This is a genomic window from Methylobacterium mesophilicum (assembly GCF_036441335.1).
Lineage (GTDB): Bacteria > Pseudomonadota > Alphaproteobacteria > Rhizobiales > Beijerinckiaceae > Methylobacterium > Methylobacterium mesophilicum_B.
Genome location: NZ_MLBW01000034.1, coordinates 1,330,141 through 1,346,441, shown reverse-complemented (window position 1 = coordinate 1,346,441; position 16,301 = coordinate 1,330,141). Strand labels below are relative to the sequence as shown.

The window sequence follows — 16,301 nt, the reverse complement described above, 5'->3', positions numbered from 1 at the left end:
ACATCACGGATCGACCGCCGATTCGCGCCCGTCCCGGGCACTCGACATCGGCAGAAGGATGCGGAACGCCGTGCGGCGCGGGGCGGGATCGCACTCGACGATCCCGCCGTGATCGCCGACGATCTTGGCCACCAAAGCAAGACCCAGGCCGGAGCCCTGCGCCTTGGTGGTGACGAACGGGTCGAACAGGTCGGGCAGCAGGTCGGCCGAGATGCCCGGGCCGTTGTCGCGCACCGCCACCTCGATCGGCAGGCTGACCCGCTCCCGCGAGCCCGGGACCTGCAGGCGCAGGCCGGTGCGGAAGGCGGTCGACAGGGTGATCTCGCCCTCGACCGCGTCCGGGCCGATCGCCTCGGCGGCGTTCTTCACGAGGTTCAGGATCACCTGGATCAGCTGGTCGCGGTTGCCGAGCACCGGCGGCAGCGACGGGTCGTAGGTCTCGATGAACCGGATGTGCCGCGCGAAGCCCGACTGCGCCGAGCGCTTCACTTGGTCGAGCACCCCGTGGACGTTGACGGCGCCGCGATCCGAGGGGCGCTCGTCGCCGAACAGCTCCATGCGCTCGACGATGCGGACGATCCGGTCCGACTCGTCGCAGATCAGGCGGGTGAGCAGCCGGTCCTCCTCGGCGCCGGTGCTCTCCAGGAGCTGCGCCGCGCCCCGGATGCCCGCCAGCGGGTTCTTGATCTCGTGGGCCAGCATCGCGCCGAGCGCCACCATCGAGCGCGCCGCGCCGCGATGGGTGAGCTGGCGGTTCATCTTGTCGGCGATGGTGCGCTCCTGGAGCATCATCACCACGGCGTCGCCGTCGTCGCCGAGCGGCGTCGCGAACACGTCGACGCTGCGCTCCAGGCCGAGGCGCGGCTGGGTCAGCTCGACCCGGTACTCGCTGACGCTGGCGCGGCGGCGCCGGACCTCGGCCACGAGCGCGATGATCGGCGAGGCGAAGGGGATGATGTCGCGCAGCCGCCGGCGCTGCATCAGCCGCGCCGAGTAGTCGAAGAACGCCTCCGCGGCGTGGTTGCAGTGGAGGATCTGCTCGTCGGCGCCGATGGTCAGGACCGGCAGCGGCAGCGCGTTCAGCACGGCCTCGGCGGCGGTGTCGCGCCGGGTGCCGGGCTCGCGCGGGAGGGGCTCGTCGGTCACGCGGCCTCCTGGACGGGGTTCGCCGCGCCCGCAAAGGCCCGGGCCAGCAGGGTCAGCGCGATCCCCGGATCGGTCGTGGTGAGGAGAGTCGCGCGCTCCGCGGGGCTCAGCGCGCCGCCGGTCTCGGCGTAGGCGGCGAGGTGCTTGCGGGCGTGGCGCACGCCCATGTCGCGGCCGTAGATCGACAGCAGCCCCGCGTAGTGCTCCGCGGCGAGGGCGGCCTGCTCGGCCGCGACCTGCCCGACCAGCCAGGGGCGGCCGGTCGCCGCGCGGCCGATCATGACCCCCGCGGCGCCCGAGGCGTCCAGGCAGGCGCGGGCGCTGGCGAGGTCGGTCACGTCGCCGTTGGCGATCACCGGGATCGACACCGCCGCGACGACGGCGCGGATCGCCGCCCAGTCGGCGCTGCCCTTGTAGAATTGCTGCCGGGTCCGCCCGTGGACGGTCACGGCGTTCAGGCCCAGGCGCTCGGCCCGGGCGGCGAGATCCGCGGCGTTGCAGCGCGCGTCGTCCCAGCCGAGGCGCATCTTCACCGTCACCGGGACCGACACCGCGCCCCGGACCGCGGCGAGGAGGCGCTCGGCGTGGTCGAGGTCGCGCATCAGCGCCGAGCCCGAGGCGATCCCCGTCACGATCTTGGCCGGGCAACCCATGTTGACGTCGATCACGTGGGCGCCCCCGGCCTCCGCGAGCCGGGCGGCCTCCGCCATCGGGCCCGCCTCGCAGCCGGCGAGCTGGACCACGTGCAGGTCGACGCCCGACCCCTCGGCGCGCAGCGTCGCCTCGCCGGACCCGCGGGTGAGTTCCCGGGCCGCGACCATCTCGGAGACGACCGCGTCGGCGCCGCAGCGGCGGGCGACGCGGCGCATGTGCAGGTCGGTGACGCCCGAGAGCGGGGCGAGCAGGCAGAGCGGAGCGGGGTTCGCCCCTTCCGCGGTCGCTCCGGTGCGGCGAAGCGCGCTCAAATAATGGTCAGTCGTCATTCTGCACAACAATGAGGCAAGGCCGGTCCGCTGGCAAGCGGGACCGCGCGTTGATTTCGGGCCCTCCCCCGCTTAAACGACGGGCACCCTTCGCGGCAGGGTGACGCCGGCACTGCTGGCCCGCGCGCCGGCCGCCCCTCCGCCCCTCAGGACGTCGCGAGTTCGCCGCCCATGCCCGCCACCGGCACGCCAGCCACCGGACCCGCCAGCGCGGGAGCCGGCGTCGCCGCGGTGGTGGTGGCGGCCGGACGCGGCATCCGCATCGGCGGGGGCACCCCCAAGCAGTACCGCCGGGTCGGCGGGCAGGCGGTCCTGACCCGCACCCTGGCGGCGCTCGCGGCGGACGACGCGATCGCGCGGATCCAGCCGGTGATCGCCGCCGACGCGGCGGCGTTCTTCCGCAGCTGCCTGGAGGAACTCGCGCCCGCGATCCGCGCCAAGATCACGCCGCCGGTCGAGGGCGGCGCGACGCGCCAGCTCTCCGTGCGCGCCGGTCTCGAGGCCCTGGCCGCCGGCGACGCGCCCGAGATCGTGCTCGTCCACGATGCCGCCCGCCCCTACGTGGATTCCGCGCTGATCGCCCGGGCGATCGCGGCCGGGCGCGACCACGGCGCGGCCGTTCCGGGCGTGCCGGTGACCGACACGGTCAAGCGCGTCGTCGACATCGCCCCGGGCATCGGCCGGGTGCACGAGACGCCGCCGCGGGAGCACCTGCGCGCGGTCCAGACGCCCCAGGCCTTCGCCTTCGGCCCGCTGCTCAAGGGCCACCGCGACGCCGCCGCGCAGGGCCTCGACGGTTTCACCGACGACGGCGCCCTCGCCGAATGGGCCGGGCTGCCGGTGGTGGTGTTCGCGGGCGACATCGCCAACCGCAAGATCACCCAGCCCGCCGACCTGATCGAGGCGGACCGCGCCTTCGCGACCGACACCACCGCATTGCCAGCGCCGGGAGCCCGCGCCATGACCACCTACGTGACCCGCCTCGGCACCGGCTTCGACGTGCACGCCTTCACCACCGGCGACCATGTCTGGCTCGGCGGCGTGAAGATCCCGGCCGACCGCGGCGTGCTCGCCCATTCCGACGGCGACGTGGCGCTGCACGCCCTGACCGACGCCCTGCTCGGCGCCATCGCGGACGGCGATATCGGCACCCACTTCCCGCCCTCCGACGAGCGCTGGCGCGGAGCCGCCTCGGACCAGTTCCTGGCCCATGCCTGCGACCTCGTCCGCGCCCGTGGCGGCCGCATCGATCATCTCGACATCACCGTGCTCGCCGAGGCGCCCCGCATCGGCAAGCACCGCGAGGAGATCCGCGCGCGCATCGCCGCCATCGCGGGCGTCCCGCTCTCGGCGGTCTCAATCAAGGCGACGACCACCGAGAAGCTCGGCTTCGTCGGCCGGGCCGAGGGGCTCGCCGCCCAGGCGGCCGCGACGGTCCGGCTGCCCGAGGAGGACGGCCCCGCCCTCGACGCGCAGGCCGAGACCGCGATGCGGCAGGGCTGAGCGGTTTCGGGACCGGGCGCGGTTCCCCCTCCCGAGCGGGAGAGCGGCGCGCGTCGCGCTCGGTCTCAGGCCACCCGCACCAGCAGCGCGATCGCCGCGACGCCCAGGGCCGCCATCGTCAGCAGGATGCCGCCGCCCCGGCAGGCGAACTGGCGCGGCGAGTTCGGGGGCGCGAACATCCCGATCGGGTGCAGGATCCGGGCGGCCAGCAGGGCGACCAGCAGCGCCCGAACCAGCCCGTGACTGCCGCCGCTCGCCTCGAGCAGGCCGATGACGATCAGGGCCAGCGGCACGTACTCGGCGAAATTGGCGTGCGAGCGCACGCGCTTGAGGACCGTGTCGTCGCCGCCGTCGCCGAACAGCACGTTCTCGGAGACGCGGGCCCCGATCACCCAACCCGAGAGGCCCAGATACACGAGAGCGAGCAGCCCGGCGTAGAAGGCCGTGGTCGCGGGGAAGATCATGGAAAGGGTGTCTCCGATCGGCGGCCGCCGGTCCTTGAGCCGGGCTCGGCCATGGGCCACAACCACCAGATAGGGCGCAGCCGCCCCGGGGGAGCCCGTTCGCCATGGTCGACGACGCAGAGCTTCTCGCCGGGGCCGAGGCGCTCGTGGCGGCCTACGCGGCGGCGGGGCTGACCGTCGCGACCGCCGAATCCTGCACGGGCGGCCTCTTGGCCGGCCTGCTCACCGCGGTGCCGGGCTCGTCGGCCGTCCTGGAGCGCGGCTTCGTCACCTACTCGAACGAGGCCAAGGCCGAGGCCATCGGCGTCCCCATGGACCTCATCCGCCGGCACGGCGCGGTCAGCGAGCCCGTGGCGCGGGCGATGGCCGCCGGGACGCTCGCGGCGTCGCGCGCCTCCGTCGCGGTGTCGATCACCGGCATCGCCGGCCCCGGGGGCGGGAGTGCCGAGAAGCCCGTCGGGCTGGTGCATTTCGGCCTCGGCCGGCGGGACGGCGAGACGCGCCATCTGGAGCGGCGCTACGGCGATCTCGGGCGGGCGGGAATCCGCCGCGCCGCCGTGGCCGACGCGCTCGGTCTGCTGGAGGACGCTCTCGGCGACTGATCACGGTACGGGAAGGAGGGCCCCATGGACACGGTGACGACCCGCCTCTGCATCGTCGGCGGCGGCCCCGCCGGGATGATGGCCGGCCTGCTCTTCGCCCGCGCGGGTCTCGAGGTCACCGTGCTGGAGAAGCACGCCGACTTCCTGCGCGACTTCCGCGGCGACACCATCCATCCCTCCACCCTCGACCTGATGGACGAACTGGGCTTCACCGAGCGCTTCCGCGCCCTCCCCCAGCGCCGCGTCGAGAGCTTCTCCGGCGTCGTCGACGGGCGCAGCTACCGGGTCGCCGATTTCAGCCGGCTGCCGACCCGGAACCGCTTCATGTCCTTCATGCCGCAATGGGACTTCCTGGATTTCCTGGCCGGCGAGGCCGCCCGCTACCCGGCGTTCCGCCTGATCCGCCGCACCGAGGCGCAGGACCTGATCGAGGCGGAGGGGCGGGTCGCGGGCGTGCGCGCCGCGGGGCCGGACGGCCCGGTCGAGATCCGGTCCGACCTCGTGCTCTGCGCGGATGGCCGTCACTCGCGGATGCGCGCGCAAGCGGGCTTCGCGCCCCGGGCCTTCGGCGCGCCGATCGACGTGCTCTGGTTCCGCCTGCCGCGCCGCGACGGGGACCCCGAGGCGGCGGCGGGGCGGTTCGGGCCGGGACGGATCCTGATCACCCTCGACCGGGGCGACGCGTGGCAATGCGCCTACGTGGTGCCGAAGGGCGGCGACGCCGCGCTCCGGGCGAGGGGCCTGCCGGCCTTCCGGGCCGCGGTGGCCCAGATCGCCCCGTTCCTGGCCGACCGCACCGACGCCATCGCCGGCTGGGACGACGTCAAGCTCCTGACGGTCACGGTCGACCGGCTCGACCGCTGGCATCGGCCGGGCCTGATGTGCATCGGCGACGCCGCGCACGCCATGTCGCCGGTTGGCGGCGTCGGGATCAACCTCGCGATCCAGGACGCGGTGGCGGCGGCCAATCTCCTGGCCGAGCCCCTGCGGGCGGGGCGCCTCGCGGAGGCCGACCTCGCCCGGGTCCAGGCCCGGCGGATGTTCCCGGTGCGGGCCACGCAGGCGCTGCAGCGGATGATCCAGTCCCGCGTGATCGCCGCGTCGCTGGCGGCCGACGCGCCGTTCCGGGCGCCGCTCGCCCTGCGCCTCCTCGACGCCCTGCCGCGGCTCCAGGTCCTGCCGGCGCGGATGATCGGGATGGGCGTGCGGCCCGAGCACGTGCGCCCGCCGCTGCGGGCCTGACCGGACGCCCCGCCGGTCCGGCGGGGCGATGACACCCGGGCTACAGCAAGTGCCAGTCGGCCAGCCGGCCGTTCACGAAGACCAGCTCCAACCGGTTGCCGGCGCCCCGGGCCCTGGCGGACGAGGCCGCGGAGGCGGCGGCGATCGTCTCGACATCGTTGACGCTGTTGCCGGCGCGATAGAGCGCCTCGCCCGCCCGCGAACCGAGCGGCGTCAGGGACGCGATGGCGCCCAGCGTGTCGCCGACCCCGGCCTTGACCGCCTCGGGCCGGATATAGGTCATGACGCTCCGGTCGCCCGACGGGGAGGCGACGTTGTCCCGGCTCGCCGGTGGGCCGTACAGCGCCAGGACCTGATCGACCGTCGTGCGCCTGACCTTGAGGTGAGCGTGGATGAAGGACGGGCCGAAGCGGTCCTCGGCCAGCGCCACCGGTACGGCGCTCGCGGCGGCCGCCGTCGGGGCCGCGCCTCCGCTCGAAGCCGTGCCGGTGCTGTTGCAGGCCGTCAGCGTGATCAGGGCAGCCGCCGACAGAGGAATGGCGAGTAACGCCTCCCGATAGGTCATGATCAGATCCCGAATGTGCTAGTAAATATACGGAATCGACAGGATTCCGGTGCGTTCTGCTGCCACGGCCCCCCAGAGCTGTAAAGCTGAGGGCCGCTGCGACGCCGTCCTGCGCATGGTCTGCGGTTTATCGTCTATTTATTGGTGGGTATAATAGGTACAAATATCTACCGATCGCGAATACAGTGCTGTCGCGATCGCTGCGTGAATTGTGAAATATTGATGCGGACGCGATCGCGAGGTCGCGACGCTGTCAACCCGGTCACCCGACCTAGGCGGTCGTTACCGGATCGCCGGCGGTTCGCGCGCGCAGCGGAGTATCGGACGCGACGGTCCGGGAGCGCGAACCGCTGGGGGGGCGCGTCGCCGCGCCCGTGTGGACGCCGGCGCCGACGGGCCGCCTCAGGCGGTGCCGTACATCCGGTTCGCCCGCCCCTCGAAGGCGTCGGTGAACTTGCGGAAGGCCCGGTCGAACATCGTGCCCATGAGGAGCCCCAGGGTGCGGCTCTTGAACTCGTAGGTTATGAAGAAGTCGACGTTGCAGCCGCCGTCCGGGCCGTCCTTGAACAGCCAGCGGTTCTCCAGGTGCCGGAACGGGCCGTCGATATACTCGGCGACGATCTTCAAGCTCGCCGGATCGAGGGTGACCCGGGTGGTGAAGCGCTCGCGGATCGCCTTGTAGCCGACGCCCATCTCGGCGATCAGCACCTGCCCGCCATCGGGCATGTCCTGACGGCGGATCACCCGCAGGGATTCGCAGAGCGGCAGGAACTCGGGGTAGCGCTCCACGTCGGCGACGAGGTCGTACATCTGCTGCGGCGTGTGCTTCACCGCGCGGGTGACCCGGAAGGACGGCATGGTCTTCGGATATCCTCAGGCCGAGAGCGCGGGCGACAGTTTGGCCAGACGCGCCGCCTGCAAGCGCGCGAAATCCTCGCCGGCATGGTGCGAGGAGCGCGTGAGCGGCGTGGCCGAGACCAGCAGGAAACCCTTGGCGTAGGCGGTGGTCTCGTAGGCCTTGAACTCGTCCGGGGGGACGAAGCGCACGACCTCGTGGTGCTTCTTCGACGGCTGCAGGTACTGGCCGACGGTGAGGAAGTCGACGTCGGCCGAGCGCAGGTCGTCCATGAGCTGGAGGACCTCGTTCCGCTCCTCGCCGAGCCCGACCATGATGCCCGACTTGGTGAAGATCGTCGTGTCGAGCTCCTTCACCCGCTGCAGCAGGCGCACCGAGTGGAAGTAGCGGGCACCCGGCCGCACCGTGAGGTACTTGGCCGGCACCGTTTCCAGGTTGTGGTTGAACACGTCCGGCTTGGCGGCGACCACGACCTCGAGTGCCCCGTCCTTGCGCAGGAAGTCGGGCGTGAGGATCTCGACCGTCGTGCCGGGGCTCGCCCGCCGGATCGCCGCGATGGTGCGGGCGAAGTGCTCGGCGCCGCCGTCCTTCAGGTCGTCCCGGTCCACCGAGGTGATGACCACGTGGTGCAGGCCGAGCTTGGCCACCGAATCGGCGATCTTGTCCGGCTCGCCCAGGTCGAGGGCGTCGGGCAGGCCGGTGCGCACGTTGCAGAAGGCGCAGGCCCGCGTGCAGGTGTCGCCCATGATCATGAAGGTGGCGTGCCGCTTCTCCCAGCACTCGCCGATATTCGGACAGCCCGCCTCCTCGCAGACCGTGACCAGCCCGTGCTCGCGCACGATCTTCTGCGTCTCGGACCAGGCCCTGGAGCCGGGTGCCTTCACGCGGATCCAGTCCGGCTTCTTGGCCTGGACGGGCTGGTCGGGCCGGTGCGCCTTCTCGGGGTGGCGCAGGCGGACCGGCCGCGGATCGTTCTTCAGGGTGTCGAGGACGACGGCCATGGGTCGGGGGCACACCGCGGGCAAGCGCCCCAGGGGCGCGGTCGGGATCGCCCTGACTTAAGGCCCCAGGCCGCGCGCCGCAAACCACCGCGACGCCGGGCCGCCCCGCGGTGGTTGAGGGTGCGGCCGTTCCGTCAGATCCCGAGCACCCGGACGAACAGTCCGGCCAGCACCGCTCCGACCAGGGGCGCGGCCACCGGGATCAGCGCGTAGCCCCAGTCGGAGGTGCCCTTTCCGGCGATCGGCAGCACCGCGTGGGCCACGCGCGGCCCCAGGTCGCGGGCCGGGTTGATGGCGTAGCCGGTGGTCCCGCCGAGCGACAGGCCGATGCCCCAGACCAGCATGCCGACCATGTAGGGCGCGACGGCCCGCGGGATCGCGCCGGCCGAGCCGAGCGTCGTGGTCACGAGGGCGGAGATCGTCAGGATCAGGAAGAAGGTCGCGATGATCTCGGAGATCCAGTTGGCCTTCGCGTCGCGGATCGCCGGGCCGGTGCAGAAGCAGGCGAGCTTGAGGCCCGGATCCTGGGTCGCACCCCAGTGCGGCAGGTAGTGCAGCCAGACCAGCACGGCGCCCACGAAGGCGCCGAGCATCTGGGCCGGGATGTAGACCGGAATCTTGCTGAAATCGCCGGAGCTGACCGCGCCCGCCACGGTGACGGCCGGGTTGATGTGGGCGTCGGCGCTGCCGGTGGCGTTGGCGACGAAGACGCCGGCGAGGACCGCGAAGGCCCAGCCCGCCGTGATGGCGATCCAGCCGGCATTCTCGCCCTTGGAATGCTTGAGCAGGGCGCCGGCCACGACGCCGTCGCCGAGCACGATCAGGGTCATCGTGCCCAGGAATTCGCCCAGGAAGGGTGATGTCATCGTCTCGTCTCCCCCGTTCGCTGCTTTTTGTGAACGTTCAAAGCTTTGGCGAGCGCGTGACCGCCGGGGGCGGTCACCGGTATCGGCGCAGATCCCGTCCGCGTCCCGCATCCTGAGGTGCCGAGGCGCCGCGAAGGTCTCGACGGAGAGCTCCGGGGATCGCGCGGCTGGCCGGAGCCCTCCGTCGAGGCGGCTCCGCCGCAGCTCAGGATGCGGTCGCGTGGGCGATGGAGGCGGTCACGCGGCCGTCAGGCCCGCGCGCCGCGCGGACGAACCCGACGGCCCTCCGCTCAATCCTCGTCGGTCTTCCAGTCGAAGGAGCGCTGCACCGCCCGGCTCCAGGCGGCGGCGATCTTCTCGCGCTGGCCGGCATCCATCTTCGGCGTCCAGCGCTTGTCGACGCCCCAGTTGCGCTTGAGGTCGTCGAGGCCCTTCCAGTAGCCGACCGCGAGACCCGCCGCGTAGGCGGCGCCGAGCGCGGTGGTCTCGGCCACCTTCGGGCGCACCACCGGCACGTCGAGCAGGTCGGACTGGAACTGCATCAGCGTGTTGTTGGCGACCATGCCGCCGTCGGCCCGCAATTCCTTGACGGGGATGCCGGAATCCTTCGCCATCGCCTGCAGCACCTCGCGGGTCTGGAAGGCGGTCGCCTCCAGCACCGAGCGGGCGATGTGGCCGCGGTTGACGTAGCGGGTCAGGCCGATGATCAGGCCGCGGGCGCCCTCGTTCCAGTGCGGCGCGTAGAGGCCCGAGAAGGCCGGCACGAAGTAGACGCCGCCGTTGTCCTCGACCGTCGTGGCGAGCGTCTCGACCTCGGCGGAATCCTTGATCATGTGCAGGTTGTCGCGCAGCCACTGCACCAGGGCGCCCGTGATGGCGATCGAGCCCTCCAGCGCGTAGGCCGGCTTCTGGCCGTCGAGGCGGTAGGCCAGCGTGGTGACGAGGCCGGCCTTCGACGGGACCGGCTCCGCGCCGGTGTTCATCAGCGCGAAGCAGCCGGTGCCGTAGGTGTTCTTGGCCTCGCCGGGCGCGAAGCAGGTCTGGCCGAACAGGGCCGCCTGCTGGTCGCCCAGGATGCCGGCGATCGGCACGCCGGCGAACGGCGCCCGGGTCTCGCCGTAGACCTCGCTCGACGAGACGATCTTCGGCAGCATCGCCCGCGGGATGCCGAAGGTCGTCAGCATGCCGTCGTCCCAGTCGAGTGTCTTGAGCGACATGAGCTGCGTGCGGCTCGCGTTGGTCACGTCGGTGACGTGGAGTCCGCCCTCGGTGCCGCCGGTCAGGTTCCAGACAAGCCACGTGTCGATGTTGCCGAACAGCACGTCCCCGGCCTCGGCCTTCTGCCGGGCGCCCTCGACGTGGTCGAGCAGCCAGCGCAGCTTGAGGCCCGAGAAATAGCTGGCGAGCGGCAGGCCGGTGAGGTCGCGGAACCGGTCGCGGCCGCCGTCACGGGCGAACTCGCCCACCAGCCGGTCGTTGCGGGTGTCCTGCCAGACCAGGGCGTTGTGCAGGGGCTTGCCGGTCGTCCGGTCCCAGATCAGCGTGGTCTCGCGCTGGTTGGTGATGCCGACCGCCGCGAGGTCGGACGGTTGGAGCCCGCCCTTCTCCAGCGCCTCGCGCATCACGCCCTGCGTCTTCGTCCAGATCTCCGTGGCGTCGTGCTCGACGTGGCCGGGAGCCGGGTAGATCTGCGCGTGCTCGGCCTGGGCGAGCGCGATCACGCTGCCCTCCCGGTCGAACACGATGAAGCGGCTGCTGGTTGTGCCCTGGTCGATGGCCCCGACGTAACGGCTCATCGTTCCCTCCCCTGATAGGCCCGACCGGTCTGCCGCCGGATCGGGTTCGAAATCGAAAGCGTCATCGAAAGCGTCAAGCGGCCTCGGCCCTGCGGTCGAGGTAGGCGGCGAGGCGCGCGGCGCTCTCCGCGCCGGTGCGCAGGCCGAGCTTGGACCGCCGCCACAGGATGTCGTCCGCGGTCACCGCCCATTCCTCGGTGCGCAGGTAATCGACCTCGGCCGCCGTGAGGCCGCCGTCGAAGGCCTCGCCGAGATCCGCCAGGGACTGGGCCGTCCCGACGATGTCCCGGGCCCGGGTGCCGTAGGCGCGGGCGAGCCGGCGGGCGGTCTCCTCCGGCAGGAACGGCTTCTCGGCCCGCAGCTTGGCGAGGAACTGGTCGAAATCGGCGTCCTTCATGGCGCCGCCCGGCAGGACCGCGTCGCCGGTCCAGGCCTTCTTGACGTGCGGGAAGTAGGGCTTCAGCTTCTCGAGCGCGTGCTCGGCGAGCCGCCGGTAGGTCGTGATCTTGCCGCCGAAGACCGACAGCACCGCCGCGGCCCCGCCCCGGTCCTCCACGTCGAGGACGTAGTCGCGGGTCACGGCCGACGCGTTCTCGGCCGCGTCGTCGTAGAGCGGGCGCACGCCCGAGTAGCTCCAGACCACGTCGGCCGGGGTGATCGTCGTGTCGAAGGAGCGGTTGATGCAGCCGCAGAGATAGTCGGTCTCGCTCTCGGAGATCGAGACCGGGCCGGGCTCGCCCTCGTAGGGGACGTCGGTGGTGCCGATCAGCGTGAAGTCGCGCTCGTAGGGGATCGCGAAGATGATGCGCTTGTCGGGCTGCTGCAGAATGTAGGCCTGGTCGCCCGCGAACAGGCGCTTGACCACGATGTGGCTGCCCTTGATCAGCCGCACCGCCGCGCGGCTGTTGATGCCGAGGGTGCCGCCCAGCGTCTCGCTGACCCAGGGGCCGGCGGCGTTGACGACGGCCTTCGCGTGGATCGTCCGCTCGGCGCCGCCGCGCTCGTCGCGCAGCGTCGCGACCCAGCCGTCACCCTCGCGCCGGGCCGAGACCACGCCGGTGCGGGTCAGCACCGTGGCGCCGCGCTCGCGGGCGTCCATGGCGTTGAGCACCACGAGGCGGCTGTCCTCGACCCAGCAGTCGGAATAGACGAAGCCGCGCTTCAGGCGCCGCTGCAGCGGCGCGCCGTAGGCGGAACCGCGCAGGTCGACCCCGTGCGAGCCCGGGAGCGTGCGCAGCCGCGCGAGGTGGTCGTAGAGGAACAGGCCGAGCCGCAGCATCCAGGCCGGGCGCAGGCCCTCGTCGTGGGGCAGGACGAAGCGCAGGGGCCAGATCACGTGCGGGGCGAGGCGCAGCAGCCGCTCGCGCTCGGCGAGCGCCTCGCGCACGAGGCGGAACTCGTAATACTCGAGGTAGCGCAGGCCGCCGTGGATCAGCTTCGTCGAGGACGAGGAGGTGAAGCCGGCCAGGTCCCCGCGCTCGGCCAGCAGGACCGACAGACCCCGGCCGGCCGCGTCCCGGGCGATGCCCGTGCCGTTGATGCCGCCGCCGATGATCAGGAGATCGTAGGCGTCGGACGGCTCGCGCTGTCGCGGTTCTGCCGCCATGGTTCCTCCAGCGCCGCCTTGGTGGCGGTTCGGCACTATATTGACGCGGCGGCCGGCTTTCGCAAGCGAAAAATCGATGTTCGTTACGGCTCGTCCGCGCTGTCGGCGACCGCCAGGGTGACGCCCTGGCGGTCCATGAGCGCGGCGATCTCGGCCGGCGGCGCCCGGTCGGTGAAGAAGGTGTCGACCTGCTCCAGGCGCCCGACCTGGACCATCGGGCGGCGCGTGAACTTGGTATGGTCCGCCACCAGGAACGTCTTCCGGGCGTGGGCCAGGATGGTCTGCGTCGCCCGCACCTCCTCATAATCGTAGTCGAGGAGCGCCCCGTCGCCGTCGATGCCGCTGATGCCGATCACCGCCACGTCGACCCGGAACTGGCTGAGCGTGTCGCAGGTGAGCTGCCCGAGCACCGCGCCGTCGCGGTTCCGCACGGTCCCGCCCGCCACGACGATGCGGAACTCGGTGGTCTCCGCCAGCGAGATCGCCACGTTGAGGTTGTTGGTGATGATGCTGAGATCGTCGTGCCGGGTCAGCTCGCGGGCGACGGCCTCCGGCGTCGTGCCGATGTTGATGAAGACCGAGCAGTGCGACGGGATGCGGCTCGCCGCGAGGCGGCCGATTCGGCTCTTCTCCGGCAGCAAGGTCACCCGGCGGTCGGCGTAGTCGATGTTCTCGACGCTGGAGGGAAGGCCGCCGCCGCCGCGGTAGCGTTCCAGGCGGCCCTCGGCGCTCAGTTCGTTGAGGTCGCGCCGGATCGTCTGGACGGTGACGCCGAACTGCGTCGCGAGGGCCTCGATCGTCACGAATCCGCGCTGACGGACCGAGGCAACGATGGCGCTGCGCCGCCCCTCGACGCCGGTCGCCTCGATCCTGTCGTCGGATCGTCGGTCGAGCGGTCGTGACATCGATGCTCCCTCGCCTTCTCTGGGGCTGCCGCGCGATGGACGACCGAGCGATGTTCGTTTGCGAACATTCTCCGAGGTCGCGGCTTTCGCGCGAGCTTGGACCGTGCCGCGTCTGTTCGCAACCGGCAGCCGCGATGCATTATGCTTCACGTCCGCGCGGCCGGCGCTTCGCCTGTGAACGGGCACAAAAAAGGCCTGCCGCGCGTGCGACAGGCCGTGCCACCCGGGCGACGCCGCCTGCGGCGCGCCCCGGTGTCCGCCGCTCACATGTGGTGGCGCATCCGGCGATGATGCTTCATGCGCTTGTGCTTCATGCGCTTGCGCATCATCGGACGCGCGGCCGGAGCGGCACCCTGCTCCATCGCGGCCGCCTCACCGGCGCGCTCCATGCCGCCGCGCGGGCCGCCGGCCTGAGCGCCAGAGGCGTTGTAGGGTGAGTTACCCTGGGCGTAAGCGGAGCCCGCGAGGAGCGTCAGCGACGCGGCGGCCAACAGAAGTTTCCTCATCGTCAATCCCTGGCGTAGACCGGCGCAGGCGAAGCACCGCACCTCGTCAGGCGCGTTGCCGCTGCGTCGGAAAATAAGCGGCTCAGACGAGACTTGGTTCCGCGTCATCGCGCCGGTGCGGCGCACAATTGCCGGCAGCGTTAACTCGGCCTATGTCGCGACCCGTCCCGGCCCGGCCGCGACCGAGCAACAGGGGAGCGGGTGGCGGTGGCCAGCAGCGGTTCGGCCTATCTCCTGCTGGATGTCGCCGGCACGGCCTGCGCCCTGCCCCGCGGCGCGGTCGCCGAGATCCTGCCGCTCCCGGATCTGCACACGCCGCCCGCCGCCGGCGGCTGGCTCATCGGCTTCCTCAATCTCGGTGGCACGCCGATCCCGGTCGTCGACCTCGCGGCCCTCCTCGGCCTCCGCCCGGTCGTCGCGCCGCCCGGTCTCTACGCCCATCTCGTCCTGATGCAGGGCGACGCCGTCGCGTACCTCGTCGATCGCGCGGCCGACCTCACGACGGTCGCCGAGTCCGCGATCCGGCCAGCCGAGGCGGCCGACACGCTGAACGGCTGCGTCGCCGCCGAGCTGGTCCTCGGCGAGCGCCTCGTCCACGCGCTGGCGCCGGAGCGCCTCTTGACCGTGCAGGAACGGGCGCGTGTCGACGCCCTGGCCCGGGCCGCCGCCGAACGTCTGGCCGCGCTGCCGCGCGCCGTCTGACCGCCCGATGGCCCGACCGGGTAATCCCCGTCCCGACCTGAGTGCCGATCCCGCCTACGCGCCGCTCAAGGCGCGGATCATCGCGCGCACCGGCCACCACTACTACACCGACAAGGACGAGTTGCTCATCGAGCGGCTGCACCGCCGCTTCCGCGCCGCGGCCGTGGGCGACTGCGCCGCCTACGCGGCCCTCCTGTCGAGCGGGGCGGAGGGCGAGGCGGAATGGGCCGGGCTCGAGGCGGAGATCACGGTCGGCGAGACGTTCTTCTTCCGCTACGCCGAGCAGTTCAACGCGCTGCGCGCGACGATCCTGCCGGCGCTGATCGCGGCGCGGGCGTCCGAGCGCGTCCTCCGGATCTGGAGCGCGGGCTGCTCCACCGGGGCCGAAGCCTATTCCCTGGCGATCCTGGTGCACGAGCTGCTCGGCGACGCCCGGTCCGACTGGCGGGTCTCGATCCTCGGCACCGACATCAGCGTCGAGGCGCTCGCCACGGCCCGCGCCGCCGAGTACGGCCGCTGGGCTCTCCGGACCATGCCGCCGGAGGAGCGGCTGCGCTACTTCACACGGCTGCCGGCCGCGCCGGGCATCCGGCGCGAGGGCGGCTACGCCCTCCGACCGGAATACCGCGGTTCGGTCCGCTTCGAGCGCGGCAACCTGCTGACCCTCGTCGACCCGGGGCCGCCGCAGGGCGAGCCCTTCGACCTGATCCTCTGCCGGAACGTGCTGATCTACTTCGACGCCCGGACGGTCGCCGCGGTGGTTCGCGGTCTCGGCCGCAGGCTGCGGCCGGAGGGCTGGCTGCTCCTCGGCCACGCCGAGCCGAGTCCCGCCTTCGCGAGCTTCCTCGACGCCGTCAGCCTGCCCGGGACCGTGGCCTACCGACCGCGCGCCGAGGCGCCCCCGGTCGCGCTGCCCGGAATGCCGGTGCCGGATCCCGTCCCTCCGACGGGGCAGGCGCCGGAGCCGCCCGCGCGGGATCCTGGTCGGGGCGGGTCCGCGNGACGGCCCCCAGGTGAAGCGGCCGGAGCGGGATCTGCGCGCCCAGCGCGCGGCCGCCCTCGCGCGGCGCGGTGGCGTCGCGGTCGCGACCGATTCGGGTGTCGATCATCTCGTCTGCGCCTGCGGCGGCGAGCGCTACGGCGTGCCCCTGGCGGCCGTCGCCCAGGTCCTGCCGTCGCGCCCCACCACGCCGATGCCCGGGGCCGTGCCGGCGCTGGACGGCCTCATCGCCCTGTCCGGACGGATCGTCGGCGTGCTCAGCCTCGCCCGGGCCCTCGGCCGGCCGGATTCCGGCGCGGAGGCGGCCGGGCACCTGATCGTGCTGCGCGGCGTCCAGGCCCAGCCGCTCGCCCTCGCGGTGGACCGGGTCCTGGGCATCGCCCGGGCCGGAGGTGCGGCGGCCGCGGAGGCGGTCGATCCCGACGGCTTGGGGAACGAGGCCGCCTCGGTCTATGCCCCGGCTTCCGGGGCCGCGGGCGACGGCCGGCCCGACTTCGTCGTCGTCGACCTCCCCCGCCTCCTGCGCCGCGCGCTGCCCTGACCGGGCCGCCTGCCCCA

General features: G+C 72.5%; 16 protein-coding genes and 1 pseudogene. 6 read left to right on the top strand and 11 right to left on the bottom strand.

Features of this window, described 5'->3' with window-relative positions; all coding sequences use genetic code 11:
- Window positions 1-3 precede the first annotated feature (3 nt).
- Entirely contained in the window at window positions 4-1,146 is a 1,143-nt protein-coding gene (locus tag MMR14E_RS27225) for a two-component system sensor histidine kinase NtrB (RefSeq protein WP_331318567.1), read from the bottom strand.
- Window positions 1,143-2,129: a tRNA dihydrouridine synthase gene (locus tag MMR14E_RS27220; RefSeq protein WP_331318566.1), complete on the bottom strand. Its 987-nt coding sequence runs from the start codon at window positions 2,127-2,129 to the stop codon at window positions 1,143-1,145. Before MMR14E_RS27220 ends, MMR14E_RS27225 begins: the two co-directional genes overlap by 4 nt.
- A gap of 171 nt (window positions 2,130-2,300) precedes the next feature.
- On the opposite strand from MMR14E_RS27220, the gene MMR14E_RS27215 reads away from it, so the two are divergent.
- Complete coding sequence (locus MMR14E_RS27215) at window positions 2,301-3,632, top strand: bifunctional 2-C-methyl-D-erythritol 4-phosphate cytidylyltransferase/2-C-methyl-D-erythritol 2,4-cyclodiphosphate synthase (protein WP_331318565.1); 1,332 nt, start codon at window positions 2,301-2,303, stop codon at window positions 3,630-3,632.
- Window positions 3,633-3,697: 65 nt separating this feature from the next.
- Here MMR14E_RS27215 and MMR14E_RS27210 read toward each other — a convergent pair whose 3' ends face one another.
- Window positions 3,698-4,096, bottom strand: a complete 399-nt coding sequence (locus tag MMR14E_RS27210; RefSeq protein ID WP_331318564.1) for an MAPEG family protein — start codon at window positions 4,094-4,096, stop codon at window positions 3,698-3,700.
- Window positions 4,097-4,200: 104 nt separating this feature from the next.
- On the opposite strand from MMR14E_RS27210, the gene MMR14E_RS27205 reads away from it, so the two are divergent.
- Window positions 4,201-4,698, top strand: a complete 498-nt coding sequence (locus MMR14E_RS27205; RefSeq protein ID WP_331318562.1) for a CinA family protein — start codon at window positions 4,201-4,203, stop codon at window positions 4,696-4,698.
- A 24-nt stretch (window positions 4,699-4,722) separates the two neighbouring features.
- Complete coding sequence (locus tag MMR14E_RS27200; RefSeq protein ID WP_331318561.1) at window positions 4,723-5,940, top strand: FAD-dependent oxidoreductase; 1,218 nt, start codon at window positions 4,723-4,725, stop codon at window positions 5,938-5,940.
- 40 nt (window positions 5,941-5,980) lie between these two features.
- Here the strand turns inward: MMR14E_RS27200 and MMR14E_RS27195 are convergent, their stop codons facing one another.
- The 8 genes from MMR14E_RS27195 to MMR14E_RS27160 all read right to left on the bottom strand — a co-directional run bounded on the left by MMR14E_RS27195 (window position 5,981) and on the right by MMR14E_RS27160 (window position 14,041).
- On the bottom strand, window positions 5,981-6,505 hold the full coding sequence (locus MMR14E_RS27195) for a hypothetical protein (protein WP_331318559.1): 525 nt from the start codon (window positions 6,503-6,505) through the stop codon (window positions 5,981-5,983).
- Between the two features lie 402 nt (window positions 6,506-6,907).
- Entirely contained in the window at window positions 6,908-7,363 is a 456-nt protein-coding gene (locus tag MMR14E_RS27190; protein WP_331318557.1) for a type II toxin-antitoxin system RatA family toxin, read from the bottom strand.
- Between the two features lie 15 nt (window positions 7,364-7,378).
- On the bottom strand, window positions 7,379-8,362 hold the full coding sequence (gene lipA / locus MMR14E_RS27185; RefSeq protein ID WP_331318556.1) for a lipoyl synthase: 984 nt from the start codon (window positions 8,360-8,362) through the stop codon (window positions 7,379-7,381).
- Window positions 8,363-8,496: 134 nt separating this feature from the next.
- Window positions 8,497-9,228, bottom strand: a complete 732-nt coding sequence (locus tag MMR14E_RS27180; protein WP_331318554.1) for an MIP/aquaporin family protein — start codon at window positions 9,226-9,228, stop codon at window positions 8,497-8,499.
- A 290-nt stretch (window positions 9,229-9,518) separates the two neighbouring features.
- Entirely contained in the window at window positions 9,519-11,024 is a 1,506-nt protein-coding gene (gene glpK, locus MMR14E_RS27175; protein ID WP_331318553.1) for a glycerol kinase GlpK, read from the bottom strand.
- A gap of 73 nt (window positions 11,025-11,097) precedes the next feature.
- The gene (gene glpD / locus MMR14E_RS27170) at window positions 11,098-12,630 is read right to left on the bottom strand and encodes a glycerol-3-phosphate dehydrogenase (protein ID WP_331318551.1); all 1,533 of its coding nucleotides are present in this window, start codon (window positions 12,628-12,630) and stop codon (window positions 11,098-11,100) included.
- A gap of 83 nt (window positions 12,631-12,713) precedes the next feature.
- Window positions 12,714-13,535, bottom strand: a complete 822-nt coding sequence (locus MMR14E_RS27165; RefSeq protein ID WP_331318549.1) for a DeoR/GlpR family DNA-binding transcription regulator — start codon at window positions 13,533-13,535, stop codon at window positions 12,714-12,716.
- Between the two features lie 263 nt (window positions 13,536-13,798).
- Window positions 13,799-14,041: a hypothetical protein gene (locus MMR14E_RS27160; RefSeq protein ID WP_331318547.1), complete on the bottom strand. Its 243-nt coding sequence runs from the start codon at window positions 14,039-14,041 to the stop codon at window positions 13,799-13,801.
- 207 nt (window positions 14,042-14,248) lie between these two features.
- Here MMR14E_RS27160 and MMR14E_RS27155 point away from each other — a divergent pair, with 207 nt between their 5' ends.
- From MMR14E_RS27155 to MMR14E_RS27145, 3 genes and pseudogenes are all read left to right on the top strand, one after another.
- Window positions 14,249-14,743, top strand: coding sequence for a chemotaxis protein CheW (locus tag MMR14E_RS27155; RefSeq protein ID WP_331318545.1), 495 nt, complete (start codon window positions 14,249-14,251; stop codon window positions 14,741-14,743).
- Between the two features lie 7 nt (window positions 14,744-14,750).
- A pseudogene (locus MMR14E_RS27150) lies at window positions 14,751-15,716 on the top strand (CheR family methyltransferase); the annotation flags it as partial.
- Between the two features lie 40 nt (window positions 15,717-15,756).
- Entirely contained in the window at window positions 15,757-16,284 is a 528-nt protein-coding gene (locus MMR14E_RS27145) for a chemotaxis protein CheW (RefSeq protein ID WP_331318543.1), read from the top strand.
- Window positions 16,285-16,301 lie beyond the last annotated feature (17 nt).